This window comes from Dyella sp. GSA-30, assembly GCF_027924605.1.
Taxonomy (GTDB): domain Bacteria; phylum Pseudomonadota; class Gammaproteobacteria; order Xanthomonadales; family Rhodanobacteraceae; genus GSA-30.
In genome coordinates, this window is record NZ_AP027042.1 from 4,737,703 (window position 1) to 4,756,520 (window position 18,818).

At 61.6% G+C, this 18,818-nt stretch carries 18 protein-coding genes; 11 read left to right on the forward strand and 7 right to left on the reverse strand.

Going from position 1 to position 18,818, the window contains the following annotated elements:
* Positions 1-27: 27 nt before the first annotated feature.
* On the reverse strand, positions 28-888 hold the full coding sequence (locus tag QMG46_RS20270; protein WP_281849687.1) for a helix-turn-helix transcriptional regulator: 861 nt from the start codon (positions 886-888) through the stop codon (positions 28-30).
* Positions 889-988: 100 nt separating this feature from the next.
* Here QMG46_RS20270 and QMG46_RS20275 point away from each other — a divergent pair, with 100 nt between their 5' ends.
* The 3 genes from QMG46_RS20275 to QMG46_RS20285 all read left to right on the forward strand — a co-directional run bounded on the left by QMG46_RS20275 (position 989) and on the right by QMG46_RS20285 (position 3,154).
* Positions 989-1,864: an SDR family oxidoreductase gene (locus tag QMG46_RS20275; RefSeq protein WP_281849688.1), complete on the forward strand. Its 876-nt coding sequence runs from the start codon at positions 989-991 to the stop codon at positions 1,862-1,864.
* An 87-nt stretch (positions 1,865-1,951) separates the two neighbouring features.
* Positions 1,952-2,650 (forward strand): 2OG-Fe(II) oxygenase, encoded by a 699-nt coding sequence (locus QMG46_RS20280; RefSeq protein WP_281849689.1) that lies wholly within the window; start codon positions 1,952-1,954, stop codon positions 2,648-2,650.
* 357 nt (positions 2,651-3,007) lie between these two features.
* Positions 3,008-3,154 carry a hypothetical protein gene (locus QMG46_RS20285; RefSeq protein WP_281849690.1) on the forward strand — a complete coding sequence of 49 codons (147 nt, stop codon included), beginning with the start codon at positions 3,008-3,010 and terminating at the stop codon, positions 3,152-3,154.
* A 10-nt stretch (positions 3,155-3,164) separates the two neighbouring features.
* On the opposite strand, the gene QMG46_RS20290 is transcribed toward QMG46_RS20285, so the two are convergent.
* Positions 3,165-3,998, reverse strand: coding sequence for an oxidoreductase (locus tag QMG46_RS20290; RefSeq protein ID WP_281849692.1), 834 nt, complete (start codon positions 3,996-3,998; stop codon positions 3,165-3,167).
* A gap of 99 nt (positions 3,999-4,097) precedes the next feature.
* Between QMG46_RS20290 and QMG46_RS20295 the strand changes: the two genes are divergently transcribed.
* The 4 genes from QMG46_RS20295 (at position 4,098) to QMG46_RS20310 (ending at position 8,077) form a co-directional block, all read left to right on the forward strand.
* Complete coding sequence (locus tag QMG46_RS20295; protein WP_281849693.1) at positions 4,098-4,985, forward strand: LysR family transcriptional regulator; 888 nt, start codon at positions 4,098-4,100, stop codon at positions 4,983-4,985.
* Positions 4,985-5,713, forward strand: coding sequence for a 2OG-Fe dioxygenase family protein (locus QMG46_RS20300; RefSeq protein ID WP_281849694.1), 729 nt, complete (start codon positions 4,985-4,987; stop codon positions 5,711-5,713). The genes QMG46_RS20295 and QMG46_RS20300 overlap by 1 nt, the downstream gene beginning before the upstream one ends.
* A gap of 185 nt (positions 5,714-5,898) precedes the next feature.
* The gene (locus QMG46_RS20305; RefSeq protein ID WP_281849695.1) at positions 5,899-6,249 is read left to right on the forward strand and encodes a carboxymuconolactone decarboxylase family protein; all 351 of its coding nucleotides are present in this window, start codon (positions 5,899-5,901) and stop codon (positions 6,247-6,249) included.
* 223 nt (positions 6,250-6,472) lie between these two features.
* On the forward strand, positions 6,473-8,077 hold the full coding sequence (locus QMG46_RS20310) for a glycosyltransferase family 39 protein (RefSeq protein WP_281849696.1): 1,605 nt from the start codon (positions 6,473-6,475) through the stop codon (positions 8,075-8,077).
* Between the two features lie 29 nt (positions 8,078-8,106).
* Here the strand turns inward: QMG46_RS20310 and QMG46_RS20315 are convergent, their stop codons facing one another.
* Positions 8,107-8,529, reverse strand: coding sequence for a hypothetical protein (locus QMG46_RS20315; protein ID WP_281849698.1), 423 nt, complete (start codon positions 8,527-8,529; stop codon positions 8,107-8,109).
* 149 nt (positions 8,530-8,678) lie between these two features.
* Here QMG46_RS20315 and QMG46_RS20320 point away from each other — a divergent pair, with 149 nt between their 5' ends.
* The 3 genes from QMG46_RS20320 (at position 8,679) to QMG46_RS20330 (ending at position 12,145) form a co-directional block, all read left to right on the forward strand.
* Positions 8,679-9,446: an ATP-binding cassette domain-containing protein gene (locus QMG46_RS20320; RefSeq protein WP_281849699.1), complete on the forward strand. Its 768-nt coding sequence runs from the start codon at positions 8,679-8,681 to the stop codon at positions 9,444-9,446.
* Positions 9,443-10,915 (forward strand): ABC transporter permease/substrate-binding protein, encoded by a 1,473-nt coding sequence (locus tag QMG46_RS20325; RefSeq protein WP_281849700.1) that lies wholly within the window; start codon positions 9,443-9,445, stop codon positions 10,913-10,915. Before QMG46_RS20320 ends, QMG46_RS20325 begins: the two co-directional genes overlap by 4 nt.
* Before the next feature lie 246 nt (positions 10,916-11,161).
* Complete coding sequence (locus QMG46_RS20330; RefSeq protein ID WP_281849702.1) at positions 11,162-12,145, forward strand: hypothetical protein; 984 nt, start codon at positions 11,162-11,164, stop codon at positions 12,143-12,145.
* Positions 12,146-12,147: 2 nt separating this feature from the next.
* Here the strand turns inward: QMG46_RS20330 and QMG46_RS20335 are convergent, their stop codons facing one another.
* The 4 genes from QMG46_RS20335 to QMG46_RS20350 form a co-directional block, all read right to left on the reverse strand.
* Positions 12,148-13,404 carry a histidine-type phosphatase gene (locus tag QMG46_RS20335; protein ID WP_281849704.1) on the reverse strand — a complete coding sequence of 419 codons (1,257 nt, stop codon included), beginning with the start codon at positions 13,402-13,404 and terminating at the stop codon, positions 12,148-12,150.
* Positions 13,404-15,899, reverse strand: coding sequence for a TonB-dependent receptor (locus tag QMG46_RS20340; protein ID WP_281849705.1), 2,496 nt, complete (start codon positions 15,897-15,899; stop codon positions 13,404-13,406). Before QMG46_RS20340 ends, QMG46_RS20335 begins: the two co-directional genes overlap by 1 nt.
* 111 nt (positions 15,900-16,010) lie before the next feature.
* The gene (locus QMG46_RS20345; protein ID WP_281849706.1) at positions 16,011-17,123 is read right to left on the reverse strand and encodes a FecR family protein; all 1,113 of its coding nucleotides are present in this window, start codon (positions 17,121-17,123) and stop codon (positions 16,011-16,013) included.
* Complete coding sequence (locus tag QMG46_RS20350; RefSeq protein ID WP_281849707.1) at positions 17,116-17,634, reverse strand: RNA polymerase sigma factor; 519 nt, start codon at positions 17,632-17,634, stop codon at positions 17,116-17,118. Before QMG46_RS20350 ends, QMG46_RS20345 begins: the two co-directional genes overlap by 8 nt.
* 134 nt (positions 17,635-17,768) lie before the next feature.
* Between QMG46_RS20350 and QMG46_RS20355 the strand changes: the two genes are divergently transcribed.
* Positions 17,769-18,698, forward strand: coding sequence for a peptidylprolyl isomerase (locus QMG46_RS20355; protein WP_281849708.1), 930 nt, complete (start codon positions 17,769-17,771; stop codon positions 18,696-18,698).
* The last annotated feature ends 120 nt before the right edge of the window (positions 18,699-18,818 follow it).

Sequence of the window (18,818 nt, forward strand, 5' to 3'; positions counted from 1 at the left end):
AGGTACCCTGAAGTCGCTCCCACAAACTCAGGAAGGCAGTCGATTCTTTGTGGGAGTCGCGTCTACCTGGAGTTTCACCAGCGTCTTGATCCGATCCACATCCGCCGACGTTGCCGGGTGGTAAACGATCATGCTGAGATCGGGCCGGCCATCGATAGCAAAGGACGAATATTCCAGCGCGAGAAGTCCCACCTGTGGGTGGTTCAGATGCTTGGTGCCTTCGCCGTGCGCGCGAACGTCGTTGTCACGCCATATCGCTTCGAACTCAGGGCTCATTCGACTTAGTTCATCAATAAGCGCTTCCACTTCCCTGGACGCTCCCGCACGCGCCGCGTCCGCGCGAAACGCTCCTACCGCAAACCGTGCCACGCTTTCCCAATCGGCTTGCTTGGCGCGAACACGGGGATCGCAAAAGATCATGCGCAGAATGTTGCGCTGCTCCGGCACCAGTTCTGCATAGTTGCCCAGCACAGCTGTGGCGGCGCGGTTCCACGCGACGACATCCCATGTAAACGTCTTGATCAGGGCCGGGCTGTATTCGAGCGCATCCAGCACGTGCTGAAGCCGTGGCGTCACCCCACCGACCGCGTGGTAGCGCACTTCCGGCGGGCGGCCCAGAGCCAGCAGAAAGATATGCTCGCGCTCGACGTCCGTCAGCATCAAGGCTTGCGCGATACGGTCGAGCACATTGGCCGAAGGCGCACCGCCGCGGCCCTGCTCCAGCCACGTGTACCAGGTGGTGCTCACGTTGGCGCGCTGCGCCACCTCTTCGCGACGCAATCCCGGTGTGCGCCTACGCGTTAGCGAAAAGCCCAGGGCCGCCGGATCGAGTTTCTTGCGGCGATCCTTCAGATAGGTTCCGAGCAGGTTGTCGTTCAACACCGGCATGACGCGTCCTGTTAGTCGTTATACCCGTATAACGCCACTACTTTACCCCGATAGATGATGCGCCGAGAGTGACCCCAAGTCCAATGCAGAGGGTTTCACTATGCGCGTTTTTGTTACCGGTGCGAGCGGATTTATCGGCTCGGCCATCGTCGATGAATTGATTGCCGCGGGACACGAAGTACTCGGCCTGGCTCGCTCGGATGCCGCCGCGGCGGCTCTGGTTGCGGCAGGTGCGCATGTCCATCACGGATCGCTGGAAGACCTCGACAGTTTGCGCAGCGGCGCCGAGGCATCTGATGCGGTGATCCATACCGCTTTCATCCACGACTTCTCCAAATGGGCCGAGAACTGCGAGCTCGACCGGCACGTTATCGAAATCCTTGGAGCCGTGCTCGCCGGCTCCGACCGTCCTCTGATCGTCACCTCCGGCACGGGTGTCGCCAGAACGCCGGGGCGCGCCACTACTGAGGACGATGCGCCGAACTCCCCGATTCCCCGCGTGGCTTCGGAAGAAGCGGCAGCTGCGGTGCAGGCGCGGGGCGTGCGCGTTCTGGTCGTACGTCTTCCGCAGGTTCACGACCCCCTCAAACAAGGTCTCATCAGCTACATGATCGAGGTGGCTCGGGAAAAAGGTGTCTCCGCGTACATCGGTGACGGGCTCAATCGCTGGCCAGCGGTACACCGGCTTGATACGGCGAATCTCTATCGACTGGTGCTCGAGAAAGGCTCCGCCGGAGCGCGATACAACGCCGTGGCCGAGGAAGGCGTGTCCCTGCGAAGCATTGCCGAAGCCATTGGCCAACGCCTGAATGTGCCGGTCGTTGCCCAGTCTCCTGAAGAGGCTCAAGAGCACTTTGGCTGGCTCGCGCCGCTGGTGGCAGCCGATGTACCGGCATCGAGTCAACGCACGCGGGAACACCTGGGGTGGTACCCGACCGGGCCCGATCTCATCGCCGATCTTCGTCAACCCGGCTAGCCGCGATTAGAGCAAGAGTCGGAGTGTTCGCCATGGCAGGCGAACCTAAGGTGCTATCCACGACTGCAATGAATGGATAGCACCCTCATGAATGACCCGCGCGGCATCGACTGGACACGTGTCGAGTCCGATCTCGATCGTTACGGCGCTGCCACGATCAAACACCTGCTATCGCCAGAAACCTGCCATACGCTTATCGATAGCTATACCGACGATATGCTTTTCCGCAGTAAGGTCGTGATGGATCGTCATGGCTTCGGGCGTGGCGAATACAAGTACTTCGCTTATCCGTTACCAGCACCGCTGGAGACACTTCGGACCACGCTGTATCCGGATCTCGCAGTGATCGCCAATCGATGGCAGGCAGCCATGGGTATGGCCGTGACCTATCCGACGAGCCATGCCGACTATCTCAAGCAATGCCATACCGCAGGTCAAACGCGACCGACCCCGTTGCTGCTCCGCTACGAACCTGGCGATTACAACTGCCTGCATCAGGATCTATACGGCGAACACGTCTTCCCGCTTCAAATGGCGATTTTGTTGTCGCGACCGGGGGACGATTTTACCGGCGGAGAGTTTGTGCTTACCGAACAACGGCCGCGCATGCAGTCGCGTGCGGAAGTGGTGCCGCTTGTGCAAGGCGATGCGGTGGTCTTTGCCGTGCATCATCGACCTGTGCGTGGGACCAAGGGCGTGTATCGCGTGAACATGCGTCACGGCGTGAGCCGGGTTCGGTCGGGGTATCGGCATACGGTTGGCATTATTTTTCATGATGCCAAGTGATATCGGGCATTTTAGTCAGCGTCTTCAGAAACTCTAAAATCCCCTCCTAGTCGTCATCCCGGCGCAGGCCGGGATCTACTCCTCAGTTCTCGCTCGTCAGACACCATGTGGCAAGCATTGGCGTTGAGGAATGGATCCCGGCCTGCGCCGGGATGACGAGTAGGAAGGGTTGCTCGCTGAATCCACTACTCCGAACTGTCCGGACACGAGCCACAGCGTCCGCGGACACCAAACTTGCACCGGCGCCTGCCAGCAAGAATGGCTTGGCAGCGCGATTTGTCGATGCCTTTAAACCCTGGCACGCCATTTGCCATCTATCCCTCGAAGACTTCATTCCTAACCCTGTGGAGAACGACCATGAACTTCGAAACCCTGATGCTGAAGAGCCTTTTCGCCGCCTCCCTGCTGGTCTGCGCGTTGACGCTCGGCGCCATGATCGCCTCGCATGCAACGGCACCGACCATCGCTACCCAGCACGCACCGGTCGCCACCGCGGCAGGTTAAGCGGGGAGATTCAGGCAACCGGGCTGTCCGTCGACTGCGAGAGCGCTTCGAAACGATCGATATCGATGCGCATGTCATCCAGCTTCTGTTTTACCAGGCCGACTGCATCGGAGCCCAACAGCAGATGCACCGGCGGATGCTCCATCTCGATCAACGACAATAACGCCTGCGCCGCGCGCGCCGGATCGCCCAGTTGCCTGCCGCTTTTCGCAACGCGTGCATCGCGGATCGGATTGAACAACGCGTCGTAGTCGCCGATGCTGCGTTCCGCCCGCACCATCGAACGCCCGGCCCAGTCTGTACGGAACGAGCCGGGCGCAACCGCGGTGACCTTCACGCCGAACGGCGCCACTTCCTTGGCCAGCACTTCGGAAATCCCTTCCAGGGCGAATTTGCTGCCGCAGTAATAGGCGATACCAGGCATGGTGATAAAGCCGCCCATCGACGTGATGTTGACGATGTGGCCGCGGCGGCGCTCGCGCATGCCCGGGAGCACCGCCTTGATCATGGCGACCGCGGCAAACACATTGACCTCGAACTGACGACGCATCTCGTCCAGCGGCGATTCTTCGAGTATGCCTTCGTGGCCGTAACCGGCATTGTTGACCAGCACATCGATCGGCCCCGCCAGTTGTTCGGCCTTGGCGACAACCTCCGGAATCGCGGCGTTGTCGGTAACGTCCAGCACGAAAGCATGGGCGCCTTCGGCCAACGCGGAAAAGTCAGCTGCCGCATCGCTATGGCGAACCGTGCCGATCACCCGATGTCCGGCGGCCAGCGCCGCCAGCGCAAAGGCGCGGCCGAAGCCCGAGCTCACGCCGGTAATGAAAAGTGTCTTTGCCATGCTGCACCGTTTCGTTTGGGGGGTGCAAAAGTGTGGCGCGCCGCCCACCATCGGTCCAATATATGGAATATTCCAAATCGATTGGTTTAGCCACTAGCCATGGAATTGCGTCACCTGCGCTACTTCCTCGCCGTTGCCGAGGAACTGAATTTCACCCGTGCCGCTGCGCGCGTCGGTATCGGCCAGCCGCCGCTGAGCCAGCAGATCCGCGGCCTTGAAGACGAGTTGGGCACACCACTGTTTCGACGCACGCCGGTGGGCGCGGAGCTGACCGAGGCGGGCAAGGCCTTTTTGCCCGAAGCACGCGCCATACTCCTGCGCGCCGATCATGCCGCCGAAGCGGCGCGCCGGGCCGGGCGCGGCGAATTGGGCAGTATCCGGATCGGCTTTACGGCATCGGCAGCCTATCTCGATGCCGTACCCCGATCGATACGATGGTTTACGCGCACCTATGCCGATATCGAAACTTCGCTCGTTGAAGCGGGTACGTCGACTCTATTGGAGCAACTTCGGGACGATCGGCTCGATGTCGCCTTCATACGATTGGGGCGACGCGATCCGGAGCATGTGTCGATCCTGCCGCTCGGCGCGGAAAGCATGAGCGTGGTCGTGCCGGAAGGACACGCATTGACCAAAGCAAAAACGATCGCGCTCGGTGCACTGGCAGGCGAGCGTATGGTGCTGTTTCCGCGCGATGCGGGCCCCAGCCTGCATGACGAAATCATCGCAGCGTGCTGGCAGGCCGGCTTTGAACCGTCGTTTGGGCAGGTAGCACCGCAATTTTCCTCCGCGATCAACCTGGTCGCCGCCGGCATGGGGGTATCGCTGGTGCCCAAATCCATGGCACGTGTCCAGGTCCGCGGCGTGCGTTATCTCGCTATCCAGAAGGGCGCGCCCGTGATCAGGCTGGCCCTGGCCACGCCAGCGGCCGGCAACACGCGGGTCGTCGATCATTTCGTAGCATCGGTACGACGTATAATGGGCTGATGTCGCACACCCATCCCCCCGTCGTTTCCTCGTTGCTCGAACCCGTGCAACGAGAAGGTTTCTGCTTTGCCACCGCGGACACGATGCGCCCCTTGCTTGAAGCCGCGGGCGGTCTGGCGGACTGGAACGCATTCGCCGATAGCTGGAATCGACTCGAGCCCGATCCCTATATCGCGGCGACCGGCCGCAGCCGACGCCGGCGACATGCCACCTTTTCCGCCGATGCCAACGGGGTAAAGGCCGAACCCCATCAGGCGCATTTCCAGTCGCTGCAGTACAACACGCTGCAAGGCAACATCCAGCGCTGGTTCGAGCCGGTCGAACCGTCCACCGCAGCCAGTCAAAGCCTGCATACCATTCTCGCGTTCTGCCACCGCTTCTTCGGCGCACTGGCGCCGGAACAGCTGCATTGGCATGTGGAACTGCATCAGTTTCGTATCGAAGCGAGCGCCGATGCCGCGGGTGAGCCCACGCCTGAAGGCAGTCATCGCGATGGCGTGGATTTTGTCCTGGTGCTGCTGGTCGACCGCGAAAACATCGCCAGCGGTTCGACCAGCATCCATGCTCCTGATGGCAAACCGCTGGGCGAGTTCACCTTGACGCATGCACTGGACTCGGCGCTGATTCACGATCCGCGTGTATTTCACGGCGTAACACCGGTAAATCCAATCGATCCGAAGAAAGCATCGCACCGCGATGTACTCGTGGTTACATTCCGCGCGAAATAACCCAGATGCGAGATGGCCTACCGCCAAAGTCGTATCGCCTGCGTTGGGCATCGCGCGCATAGTCGTATGCTTGAAGTTCGCCATCGCGGATGTTTCGGCATGGCTTGTAGCACCTCGATCGCGGCGCAATACTCGCAATTCGGCCGGCTCCCGTGCCGGCCATCAACCCGCCGGAGACACGACTCATGATGGATTGGATGGAATATCGCAAAGAGCTGGTAGGCCGCATCGGTGAACTGGGCAAGCTGACGCCTGGAACGCTCAAGGGTTACCAGGAGCTTTCCAGCGCCGGTGAAAAGACCGGGCATCTGGATGCCAAGACGCGCGAGCTGATTTCGCTGGCGGTGGCCGTCACCACGCGTTGCGATGGCTGCATCACCGTGCATACCGGAGAAGCGCTCAAGCACGGCGCCACGCGCGAAGAGATTTCCGAAGCACTGGGCGTGGCGATCGCGATGAATGCCGGCGCGGCCCTGGTGTATTCCGCGCGCGTCATGGATGCGGTGAGCCAGCACAGCGCAGCCAAAGGCAGTTGAAGCCTTATCGATACGGGCGCGTATAGCGGGCGCGGCCATTGAGCGGCGCCCTTGCACCAGCCTGTCGTAAAAACGTCACCGTACGCTACGCAAAAACAGACGAAAGCCAACGGCAGTTAACCGGCTTGGCCGCCAAATCGCCTCCGGCTGATGCTATCGACAACCGAACCGTGTCATATGCGTTTGAGCTGGCACCCCCGCCAGAATAAAACGCTGGGCAGTTATGTCGGTAAAACAGACGCTGTCATTTTCGCAGCTCCAGGCGCTTCCCCCGGCGCTTCGCGATGACAACTCAAATGCAGGCGCCCTGCTGCCTGCCGAAAAGACCGGCGAATCCTGGCTATCGGGCGATCTTGTCTGGATGCTGGCGGTGGTCGGCATCGGGCTGTTGCTGCGCTTGATCCATATCGGCCATCAACCGTTCTGGCTGGATGAAGCGCTGACTTTCCAGCGCATTCATCTGGATCTGCCCGACCTGGTTAACGACAGTTTCGCCAACCGGCACATGCCGAGCTATTTCCTGCTGCTGCAGCTGCTGGTGCCCTATGCCCCGGGCGCTGCATTGCTGCGCATTCCATCGGCGCTGCTGGGCGCGATGTCGATTGGCATGGTGTTCGCGATCGCTCGACGCGTTGGCGGCAGGAACGCCGGGCTCATCGCCGGACTGCTGATGGCGTTCTCGCCGTTACAGGTGCAATACGGGCAGGAAGCACGCTCCTACACGCTGGTAACGCTGTTGATCACCACTGCCTTGTGGGGCTTGGTACGCCTCGCCCAGGATGCTCAACGCGCTTCACTGGGAGTCCGGCAACGTGGCTTCGACGTATGGGGCTGGGCCTGTTATCTGCTAGGCACAATCGGCGCACTGGATGTGTTGGGCGACGCCGCGCCCTGGCTGCTGGCTTCGAACCTGTCGCTATGGCTGGTCTGGTATCACTTGCGACAAGACACTGAGGCGCGTCGCGGATTTCAGCGTAACTGGATCATCAGCCAGGCCATCGTGCTGGTCTGCTGTGTACCGTTCTACGGCGCGATCATGTTGGCCAACGGCAGCCACATGCTGCAGAACTTCGACTGGATTCCGCAGCTCAGCTGGCGAAACATCTGGATCGCCGCCAAGAGCGTCTACCTGATGCGCATGGCTACCGTGGTGCAGTTCGGCTTGATGCCCACCGCCGTACCCTTGCTCGGCCCACTGGTCGCCTTGCTCGGCGTCATTGGCATTTATCGCGTGCGTGGGCGTCTCGATGGCCGCGTGCTGTTGCTCGGCTTTCTCACCCTGCCGTTGTTGTTGCTGGCGGTGTCGCTCTTCAAATCGATGCTGCTGCCGCGCTATATCCTGTGGAGTGCGGCGCCATTCTTCGTGTTGGCCGGCCTGGGGGCTGCAGCATTGCCTCGACGCGCGATGCCCTTGCTGGTGACGACCCTGCTCCTGGTCGGTTCGATCAATCTGGCCCCGGTCTATCGGATCGAGACCAAACCGCGCTGGGACGTCGCCGCCGCGACGCTGGCCGCGAATGTGCGTCCCGGCGATACCGTGCTGACCTCGGACCCGAACGCACCGACCATGCTCTCGGTGCTGCAACCGAAGAACCAGCAGCCTATCGACGGCAAGGCACTGGTCACCCAGGACCTGGACGTCGCCCTGGCACGCTGGAAGCAAGGCAGCCGGGTATGGGCAGTCAATGGACGATCGGCGATGGGCGAACGCGAAGACGTGGATACATTCAAGAACACGCTGGCCGCACTCGGCACGCCTGCAGCGCAGATTCCTCAAGGCAAGGAGATCACGATCCTGATGTTCCAGGCACCCGCTGCAGCGGATTGATAGCTGCGTCCGACCGCCGGCTTCGTTGGCTAACAGTCCGAACCGTGGTCGTTGATGACGATCGCCTGCCCGAAAACATCGACAAGCTTCGCCTCGTGCTGTTGCAGCCAGACGAGCGCCCTGGGGTCGAAAGCCCCGCTCTGCAATAACGTGATCGGTGCCGCGTGGCCGCTCAGCCGTGCATCGAGCGCGACCCAACCTTTGCCTTTTGCCGGATGCATCAGATCGATGGAGAGATCGATCAGCCTGTCGCGCGGGAGCACGACAGCCATGCCCTTGTGCCACAAGCCGCAGCTGTTCGATGCCTCGTCCGACCAGCCGATCAGGTGCCACAGCTTGCTGTGGACGATATGAAAAACCACGCCCATCGGCAGCGGGATATCGCGCTCGGCCGAAGGGCCCAGCGCCAGTGGAAGCGCAACGTTTTCCTCGATGGTCTTGATCCGTGGCATCCGGGCGCTTCGTTTGATCCTGTAACAGCGATCATAGCGAGTGGTCGCTGATAAATGCTTACGGTAGAGTTCACGCCGTATGCTCAACGCACCATGCCAGCCGCCCGCCCTGCTCCTCACCGCGCCTTCACATGTAGCGGGAGGCACTGTTGTCCGCGGCTGATGCGACTCAGCTCGCATTTGCGCTGGAGCATGTGAGCAAGCGCTACGGCGATATCGTCGCGCTCGACAATGTCGATCTGGCATTTGCCCATGGCAGCACGACGGCATTGATCGGCAGCAGCGGCTCCGGCAAGTCGACCGTACTACGCCTGCTGCTGGGCCTGGATTGGCCCGATCGCGGCAGCATCAAGACCGATGGCCGCGTGCTCGAACGAGCCCACGTACTGCAATTGCGCCAACGTGTCGGCTACGTGATCCAGGATGGCGGTCTGTTTCCGCACCTCACCGGCCTGGGTAATCTCGCGCTGCAACCGCGTTATCTCGGCTGGGACATGAAACGTGTCCGCGAGCGCGCGGAAGAACTCGCTGTATTGACCGATCTCCCGCTTGACGTATTAGACCGCTACCCGGCCGAACTCTCCGGTGGCCAACGGCAACGCGTTGCCTTGATGCGTGGCTTGATGCTCAACCCCGATGCCTTGCTGCTCGATGAGCCCCTGGGTGCGCTCGATCCGATCGTTCGTCACGAACTGCAGGATGAACTCAAACGCATCTTCGACCAGCTCGGCAAGACGGTGATCGTCGTCACGCACGACCTGGCCGAGGCCGCGTGGTTTGCAGAGCGGCTGGTGCTGATCAGCGAAGGCAAGGTCGTGCAGGACGGCCGGTTGGACGATCTGCGCCAACGTCCGGCGAACGATTTCGTACGACGCTTCGTTGCGGCCCAACGCCGCCTACCCGAATCGTCGACATGAAGCGTCTGTTGATCCTGCTTGCGCTGCTGCCGGCCCTGGCCTGGGCAACGCCGGTGCGTATCGGCTCCAAGCAATTCACCGAGTCGGTGGTGCTTGGCGAAGTGGCGCGGCTGGACGCGCAGCAAGCCGGCGTGGATGCCACGCATCAGCGCGAGCTCGGCGGCACACGCATCTTGTGGAGCGCGTTGCAGCACGGCGATATCGATGCATACCCCGAATACACCGGCACGCTGACCCAGGAGCTGTTGAAAAACGTGGCGCCAAATGCGGATATCGCCACGTTGCGCGAAAAACTCAAGCCGCTGGGCATAGGCATCACCGACTCGCTGGGCTTCAGCGATACCTATGCCGTCGGCATGCTGGAAACCACGGCTGCCAAGCTCGGCATCGCGCGTCTCTCCGACCTGTCAAAACATCCCGAGCTACGCTTCGGATTCTCCAACGAGTTCATGGATCGCCAGGACGGTTGGCCGGGCATTCGCGCGAGTTACGCCTTACCACAAACGCAGGTGCGCGGTCTCGACCACACCTTGTCGTACCGTGCCGTCGCTGATCATGCCGTCGATGCGATCGACCTTTACAGTACGGACGCGGAAATTCCTTACTACCACCTGCGCGTGCTCGAAGACGACCGCCAATACTTTCCGCGCTACGACGCCGTGTTCCTTTATCGTCTGCCGCTGGAGCAAAGCGCACCCGACTTTGTCGATGTCCTGCGCCGGCTTGCCGGGCGCATCGACGTCAAGACCATGCAGCAGATGAACGCCGAGGTGAAACTTAAAGGCGCGAAGGAGACGGATGTCGCCGCGCGCTTTCTTGGTGTGCGTGCCGACGATGATCGAGCCGGCCTCGCAACCCGTCTGCTTCAGCGCACCATCGAGCATGTGAGGCTGGTGGCTCTTTCGCTCGGCATGGCGCTGTTGCTTGCTATTCCACTGGGTATCCTGGCCGCGCGATGGACACGCCTGGGGCAATTGGTGATCGCGCTCACCGGCGTGTTGCAGACCATCCCTTCGCTGGCGATGTTCGTCTTCATGATTCCGTTGTTCGGCATCGGTACCTGGCCGGCGATCGCGGCACTCTTTCTCTATAGCCTGCTGCCGATCGTGCGCAACACGCATGCCGGATTGATCGGCATTCCCCACGAGCTACGCGAATCGGCCGCGGCGCTGGGCCTGTCCAGCGCGGCGAGGTTGCGCCATGTGGAATTGCCCATGGCGATGCGTTCGATTCTGGCCGGCATCAAGACGGCTGCCGTGATCAATGTCGGTACCGCCACACTGGCCGCGCTTATCGGCGCCGGTGGTTACGGCCAACCGATACTCACCGGTATCCGCCTCGACAATGTCGCTTTGATCCTGGAAGGCGCGGTGCCTTCGGCGGTGCTTGCCTTGCTGGTGCAGGGGCTTTTTGAGGGCGTAGAGCGCTGGCTTACGCCGCGCGGCTTGAGAATCCAGGCACGGCTATAGGCTTCCGCGGGATAGCGGCAGGGGCACCGAAAGCCGATTTTCTATCGGCGAAGCTGTGTGCTGGCAAAACGATGATCGCACCACTGGCTAGCGGCGACAGCTCAACGGAAGATAGGCTGATCAAAATGCCTGAGCCGCCGGATTCCAACCGCAGGATGCTGCGATCGATCCGTCGGTCCTTAAGGCATATGCTCGGTAAAGCCTGGCGGCTCCAGGATTTGCCACACGCCAACACGTAGGAAGGGTATGAGCGCAGTATTGACCATCGCGATGGCTCTGACCGGGGCGGCCACGACCGCGCAGACCGTACCCACCCAGTACGCCGCGGGCCACTTCTACGCGACGCCACAAACGGCTTCCGGCCAGACCCTGCGCCTGATTGTCGACACCGGCGGTGGCGGCACGGCCAATCTCTACTGGTTCACCGAAGCCACGGCACAGAAGCTCCACCTGGTTCCGGCGGGCTGCAAACTGGATGGGCATGCGGTCAAGGCGGTGACGGCGCCGGTCTATCAGAAACAGGCTGCCTTGCCGCCTGCACTCGGGCCGTGCGCGGGCAAGGTGCTGGTCAATGCAGAGAACTTTTCGTACGACGGCCAGTTGGGGGCAAGCTACCTTGGCACCCGGGTGTGGACGTTCGACTATCCACATCAGCTACTGCGTGCCGAAGGCAGCGCATGGCGGCATGACGTGGCCGCCAAGCCGGCCAATCTCGGTTTCCAGAAAGACGATACCGGTGGTGTCACGCAGTATTTCCCGCGCATCGTGATGCGCGTCGACGGTATCCCGATCAACATGCTGCTCGATACCGGAGCCACCGCGCACCCCACTGCTGCCGGCAAGGCTGCGGCAGGCACCGAGACCGAAGCGGACGGTATGGGCGTGACCAGTTACATCACCACGCGCATGTTCGATATCTGGCACAAGAAGCACCCGGATTGGCGGGTCGTCGAAAACGGTGACGACCTGCTGGGCGAGCAATTCAGTGCGCGCCTGATCGAAGTGCCCAAAGTGCAGATCGCCGGCTGGACCGTCGGCCCCATCTGGTTTACCGAGCGGCCCAACCGGGCGTTTCACAAGATGATGGCGCGCATCATGGACGAGACGCCCGAGGGGGCGGTGGGCGGCAATGTGCTGAGCCACTTTTCCATCACCATCGACTACCCCAAAGCCAAAGCCTGGTTTACTTGTGCCCAGGGCTGCGTCGCTGCAGCCCCGGTCACCAAGTAACCCTAGCTGCCCTTGCCCGACGCGGATGCCGAGCGCGACATCTGCGGCATCGTCGCCTCGACTTCGCTCGACAGGATGCGTTTTGTCGTCCAGCGTCGGAACGTATCGATCGGGCAAGGCGCCGTAGCGTGACAGTCGCCGAACGCGACCGGCATGTCGACTACAGCGCCCGCATGGCTGACGTCCGCATCGCGCAATGCACCCAGCATGGGCAACAAGGCATGGACGCGCACGGCGTAATGACCCTGCTTTTCCCAGAGATCGAAGACCAGCGCTCCGCCAGGCGGATAGTCGTCCGGCTGGGTGGCGCTATGCCATTGCGTACCGAGCAGACCACCGATCTGCGCAAGGTTGGTGTCGTGCCCGATCAGGAACACGACGCGCGCACCGTCGTCGCTCAAGGGTTCGACGTCGCCATGCTTTCCGCTGGCGGCATCCAGTGAAGCAACGATATGCGCAAGCAGATTGGATGCACTCTTCTGCGCCAATGGCAACGGCTTCTTGCTTTGCGCGAACTGCAGGTTATGCAGTTCGATCAATCGACCGATCGTCGCCGCATCGCCCTTGCCCCAGGCCACCTGTGCGAGCGGCATACCTTGCGCATATTCCAGCATCAGGTTCTCGCTGAGCGAACCGGCGGTCTTCATCGCCTTGGCCAGACCACCAGCCGCGTCGTCGAGCAACAACTTTCTGCCATCGGCCTGCGCCGCCTTGCGACAGTCATCGCCGCTACAGCCAAGCAGGATGTCCTGCAATAGGCTCAACGCAGCCGGCGGCTTGCCGGCGACCTGCGCATCATCGGCATCGTCGTTGTCCTTGGGCTGATAGTGGAACAGGCGATTGTTTTCTCCGGACGGCCGGGCATAAAAGCCAAGGCCACAGTCCGCGCCCAAACCTTTGTTCAGCGCCGTCGCACTGTCGCGATTGCGGGGCGTGCTATCGGCGATCACTACGATATGAGATGCCTGCGCGCAATCGCCGCTCCACAAGCCATCGGCACGATAGCGTTCGCGATAGTACTGACCGATCGACTGCATGCCTTGCGCACCATGCTCGGTCAGCACGCCGGGTTCTACCGGCCATGCCGGCCAAGCCTCGCGCGAGTACTTGCCCAGAGCCTCCGGCGCACTCGTCGGCGAACGCACGCCATGACGGATCAATACGATCTCGAGCTTGAGCGTACCGGTATCTTTGGCAAACACGCTCAATGGCAGTGCACAGGCAATTGCCAGCAGCGACAACAACCATCGCCGACGCATTACAGCTTCACCGACAAGTCGAGAAACACACCACGACCCGGCAGACCGAAGAACAGCGGCTGACCACTGACCGACTGTGCGCCGGCGTAGCTGGTGAGCTTGTGTACGTTGAAGATATTGTTCACGTCTACGCTGATCGAGAAGCCCTTGGTACCGGCAGGACCATGATCGGTGCGATAACCGATCGCGCCATCGACGCTCATATAGCCGCCAAGACGCTGGCTGTTGGCAAACACCGTGTCGCCCGCCTTGTCGGTGGTGTTGTCCAGGCCATACTGCTTGCCGACGAACTTGCTCATCAGCGAGCCGTAATAGCCTTGTTCGCCGCTATAGAGCAGGCCCAGCGCCGCGGTGACCTTCGGCGTGCCGGCGATCTGCACATCGGTATCGCGGTAGGTCGCCTTGTTATAGCTGGCGTTACCGTACAGGCTGAGCGCATGCGTCAAGGCATAGGTCGCTTCGAACTCCGCGCCCTTGTAGATGGCGCCGCCGCCGTTGACGTAGACGCTCTCGTTGCCGTTATCCGTAGCCACCGTGGTCTCGGCCAACAGGTTGGAGAAACGGATGTAGTAGACATCCGCACCAAAGGTCAAAGCGCGCGAGGCATACGCGGTGCCCAGCTGGAAGTTGGTGGTCAGCTCCGGCTTCAGGCTGTGCGAACCGTTGATTTCGATGACATCAATCGGCGGTGCCAGGAAGCCCTTGGCCGCCTGCGCATAGGCACTCCACGAATCGCTGATCTTCTGATGCAGGCTGAGCGACGGCAGTGTCGCGTGATAAGTTGCCTCTGCGTCCGACGGTACCGGCGGCGTGACCTTGTTCAACGTGGCGTCCAGCGTGCGCGTGACTTCCGAATAGCGCACGCCCGGGCTCAAGGTGGTGGTGTCGGTGATCTTCCAGTCGTACTGCACATACGGCTGCAGCGTGTCGGTGCGATCGTCCAGCATGTAGTTCTGCAGCGGGCCATACTTGGTACCGGTGAACTGTCCGGTATTCATGTCCAACGGCAACTGGTAACGCGCATCGAGTGAACGCTCCAGCCAGACACCGGTGCTGAACGTGCCCGGCCCCAGATCGTGTGCTAGGCGCAATACATCACCGAAGGAATGAAAACCCGAATCGGCAAGCTTGCCCGGTACGTCGGTCTTTATCGTGGCGACCTTCTTGCCCTTGGCGTCGTAGAAGGTCACGCCGTTGTCGGCGGGACTGTTGTCCGAAGCATCACTGGTCTTGCGCGACCAGTGATCGAAGGTATTGAGATAGACCTTGTTGTCGATATCCCAATCGCCGAGACGACTGCTCAAGCCCAGGTACGTGAAGCTGGAGTAGTACGCCGCATTGTTGTAACCCTGGTACGACTGCACCGCCGGATTGTCTGTCAGGCCGTAACGCCAGCCGTACTGCGCGATCTCGCCCAGGGTCGCGCCCTGCACGGTGTTCTGGTGCTCGCGGTTGTAGCTGGTGACAAAGGTCAGCGCGGTCTGCTCACCCAGCTGGGTGATCGTCTTGATGAAAATATGCTCGCGGCGGTCGTCGGTACCTTTGAGATAGGTATCGCTGGCCTCCTTGGAGATATCGGCAAACAGCCTGGTGTGTTCGCCAATCGCTTCGTCGACATTGACGCCGCCAGCACGCGTATCCCAACTGCCAAGCGTCAGGTAAGGCGTAATACCCGGCTCGTCGCTCGGGTCGCGCGAACGCAAGGCCACCGTGCCGCCGAACGTCGCATTACCGATGGTCGAACCGCCACCGGGACCGCGATCGATTTCCGCCTGACCCAGCACATGGTTGTTGAAATAGGCCGAGGTCGTATGGTGCAAATCGCTGGCGTCGCCGAACGGGATGCCGTCGAACGTGATATTGAACTGGCCGTCCTGAAAGCCGCGCAGGCTGATGCCCTCGTTCTTGCCCAGGCCCGGGCCTTCCGGCGAGGACACCGTGACGCTGGGCGCGTACTTGATGATGTCGTCGAAATTGGCATTGAAACGCAGGCCGTCGCGGATGAACCGCTCGTCGATCACCGAGGTGGGCTGAGTCGCATCGAGCGGTGCCGCGCTGGGCGCCAGAGTATCGACGGCGTTGGCACTGACGCTGACCGGTGCCAGGTCCTTCATGCCGCTCGTCGGGTCGATGCTCGGCAGCGGCTTGTCGGCCGGCTTATTGCCGGCCGGTACGTTTCCCACCGTACTCACCGGCACGATGGTGTAGGTGCTGGGCGTAACGGCTCGATAATCCAGCCCCGTACCCTGCAGCAGTCGTTTGAGCTGCTGTTCGGGCGACAGGCCGGCCGGTGCGCCCTTGGAGCGCAGGCTATCGGGAATCTCGGCGCGATAGACGATCTGCAAGCCGGTCTGTCGTGCAAACATCTCCAACGCCTGATTGAGCGGCATGGCCCCGATGGCCGCCGTGCTGGTGGCGGCGCTGTTATCGGCGAACGCGAGCATCGGCATGGTGCCAAGCACCAGGGCGATATGCAGGAAAAGCGATTTACGCATGGAGAACGAACCTGTGATGGGATAGGAATCGGCAGGCAGGTTTTTGCCCGTTACCCCATCTACGAGTGCCCGGCGAAAAAATCGGGTACCGTTTTTTCGATGAATTTTTTCCTACAACCGCGTTGCACTTTGTGACGACTCGGCGCCAACGACGCGCACCCGATCCTTTTCGCGCTCGATCCGCACATGCGGCAATGTCTGCAGATAAGCGATAAAGGCATCGACGTCGCGCGCGTGAAACACACCGCTCAAACGCATGTTCGCCACGGCTGGATCTTCGATCAACAAGGGCCGGGTGGTGTAGGCATTAAAACGTCGCGCCACATTCGCGACCGTATCGCGCTGAAAGCGAATTTCCGTCGGCAGCCATGCGGTGGCCGATGCAAGATCGGTCGATGTCGAACGACGCACGCTACCTTGCGCATCCATATGCGCCTGCTCGCCGCCCGTCAGATTGGCTAGTGAGGCGCCCGCTTCGTTGCGCCAGGCAGCCCAGCGCGAGCCGCGCTCCAGAACCTGCACGCGGCCGCTGATGACGGCAACGTCCGCACCCTGCTCGGTACGCTGCACCGCGAATACCGTGCCGATGTCCCGCAAGAGATTCGCACCCACGGTGACGCTCAACGGGCGGGCCGCATCCTTGCCGACATCGAACAGGGCGTTGCCGCTTACGATCTCGATATGGCGCGCATGCTCATCGAAGCGCACCGCGATGGTGCTCTGCCGGTCGAGCTGTACCAGCGTTCCGTCAGACAGGGCGACGCTGCGCACGGCATCATTGCCCGAGCTATAGACGTCAGCGGGAGCTTCACGTCCAAACCACCAACCGGAAGCGCCCAGCACAACGATGGCGAACATCGCCGCCGCAGTCAGCCACGCTGTGCGATGGCGGCGACGTGGTGCCGGTATCCGCACGGCCTCTTTTCGCGCTGGAAGAGCGGCTGGCTTGCGCAGGGCCACCACCGCACTTTCGGTGGCAGCCAGATCGACCAGCTGATCCGTGCTGAGTGCCTCCATCGTGGCGGCAACCTGCATATCGCCATGCATCTGCGCGATCGCCAGATACTCGCTCAAATGCGCCGGCGAGCGCCGCAGCCATGCCAGAAACTCGCGTTGCTGCGCTTCGGACATGCCCGCGCGCTGATCCAGATACCAGCTTGCCGCCTGCTCGGTAAGCCGCAGCGAGCTTTCTCCGGAGTGCTTGAAGCGCTGTGTCTCATTCATAGCGAAGCATCCCTTGCCGGCATGCTGCCAGTCCTTTGACGATGTACTTCTTGACCATGTTCGGCGAGATACCCAGACGTTCGCCGATCTCGCGATAACCCAGTTCATCGCGATAATGCAGCACCAGCACCGCACGGCATTTGGGCGATAGCCGTCCAATCAATTGCCCCAGCCGCTGCCGTCGCAGCCCCTGATCGACCTGAGCGTCGGCTTCGCAGGGTGCGCTCAGCCGGTCCAGCACTTCTTCCAGACCTTCGCTGCTTACCGGAGCGCGACGCTTCATCTGTGCGCGTTCCTTGATCAGGTTGGATGCTACCGTGACCAGATACGCCTCCGGGTTGCGGATGTCCTCCTGGCCGCCACGATCGCTGCGCAGCAGGCGCAGATAGACCTCCTGCACAAGATCCTGCGCGTCCCAGGCGTGCGCGACCCGCCGCATGACATAGCTATTGAGCCATGCCCCTTGCTCGGCAAACAGCTTGGACCACGTGTTGTGCTTGTCGGCGCTCACTACGGACCCGTACGGAACGGCCGGGGGCCGTCTGCAATGAACCGGCCACGCTAAAGGCGATATGTGACGGCACGATGAAAGCGCAACCCGCCTCTGCTACCTTCACCGCTTCTTCGATCACCGCAAGGTCCGTCATGCGCCGACTCGCTCCGTCCCTGCTTGGCCTCTCGTTGCTCTGCGCGCTGGCATTGCCGGCAGCCATGGCCGCCGAATCCGGAAAGACCCCTTCGCCCAAGGAGTTACTGGATCACGCCAAGCCGGAAGAATGGCGCAGCCCCGATCCGCAGAACATCGTGGTAATGCAGTTGCCGCAGGGGCGCGTGGTGATCGAGCTGGCGCCGGACTTTACGCCGCGGCACGCGGAAAACATCCGCACCCTGGTGCGTGGCCACTATTTCGATGGCCTGGCGATCATCCGCGTGCAGGATAACTTCGTTACCCAATGGGGCGATCCGGAAGACGACGACAAGGGCGACAAGTCCAAGCTGCGTTCGCTGGGCAAGGCCAGCAAAACCCTGCCGCCCGAATACACCCGTCCGATCGATGACAAACTGCCATGGACTGCCCTGCCCGATGGCGACGTCTATGCCCCCGAAGTCGGCTTCTCCGAGGGCTTCCCCGTGGCGCGCGACAAGACCACCGGCCAGGAGTGGCTGACCCATTGCTATGGCGCTGTCGGCGTGGCCCGCGATGTCGGTCCGGAAACCGGTAGCGGCAGTTCGCTTTACGCCATCATCGGCCAGGCACCGCGCGGTCTCGACCGCAACCTGGCCGTGGCCGGCCGCGTACTGCAAGGCATGGAGTTCCTGTCGGCTTTCCCGCGCGGCACCGGGGCGCTGGGTTTCTACGAGAAGCCCGAACAGCGCACGACGATCCGCTCGGTCACCCTGCTCGCCGATATGCCCGCTGCGCAACGACCGAAGTTGCAGGTGCTACGCACCGATAGCCCGACCTTTGCCGCGCTGATCGAGGCGAAGCGCAATCGGCATGATGATTTCTACACCGTACCGGCTGGCAAGATCGACTTGTGCAGCATCAATGTCCCCGTGCGTGATGCAAAGTAGCTAGCAGCCGCTAGACCGCCGTTTCGACAGAGCGCTCTCGCTCTGTCGATTCGCTGTTGCCTTCCGGATAGTGATACCAGGATTGATGCGGAGAAGACTGCTTGCACGAAAAGCATTGAG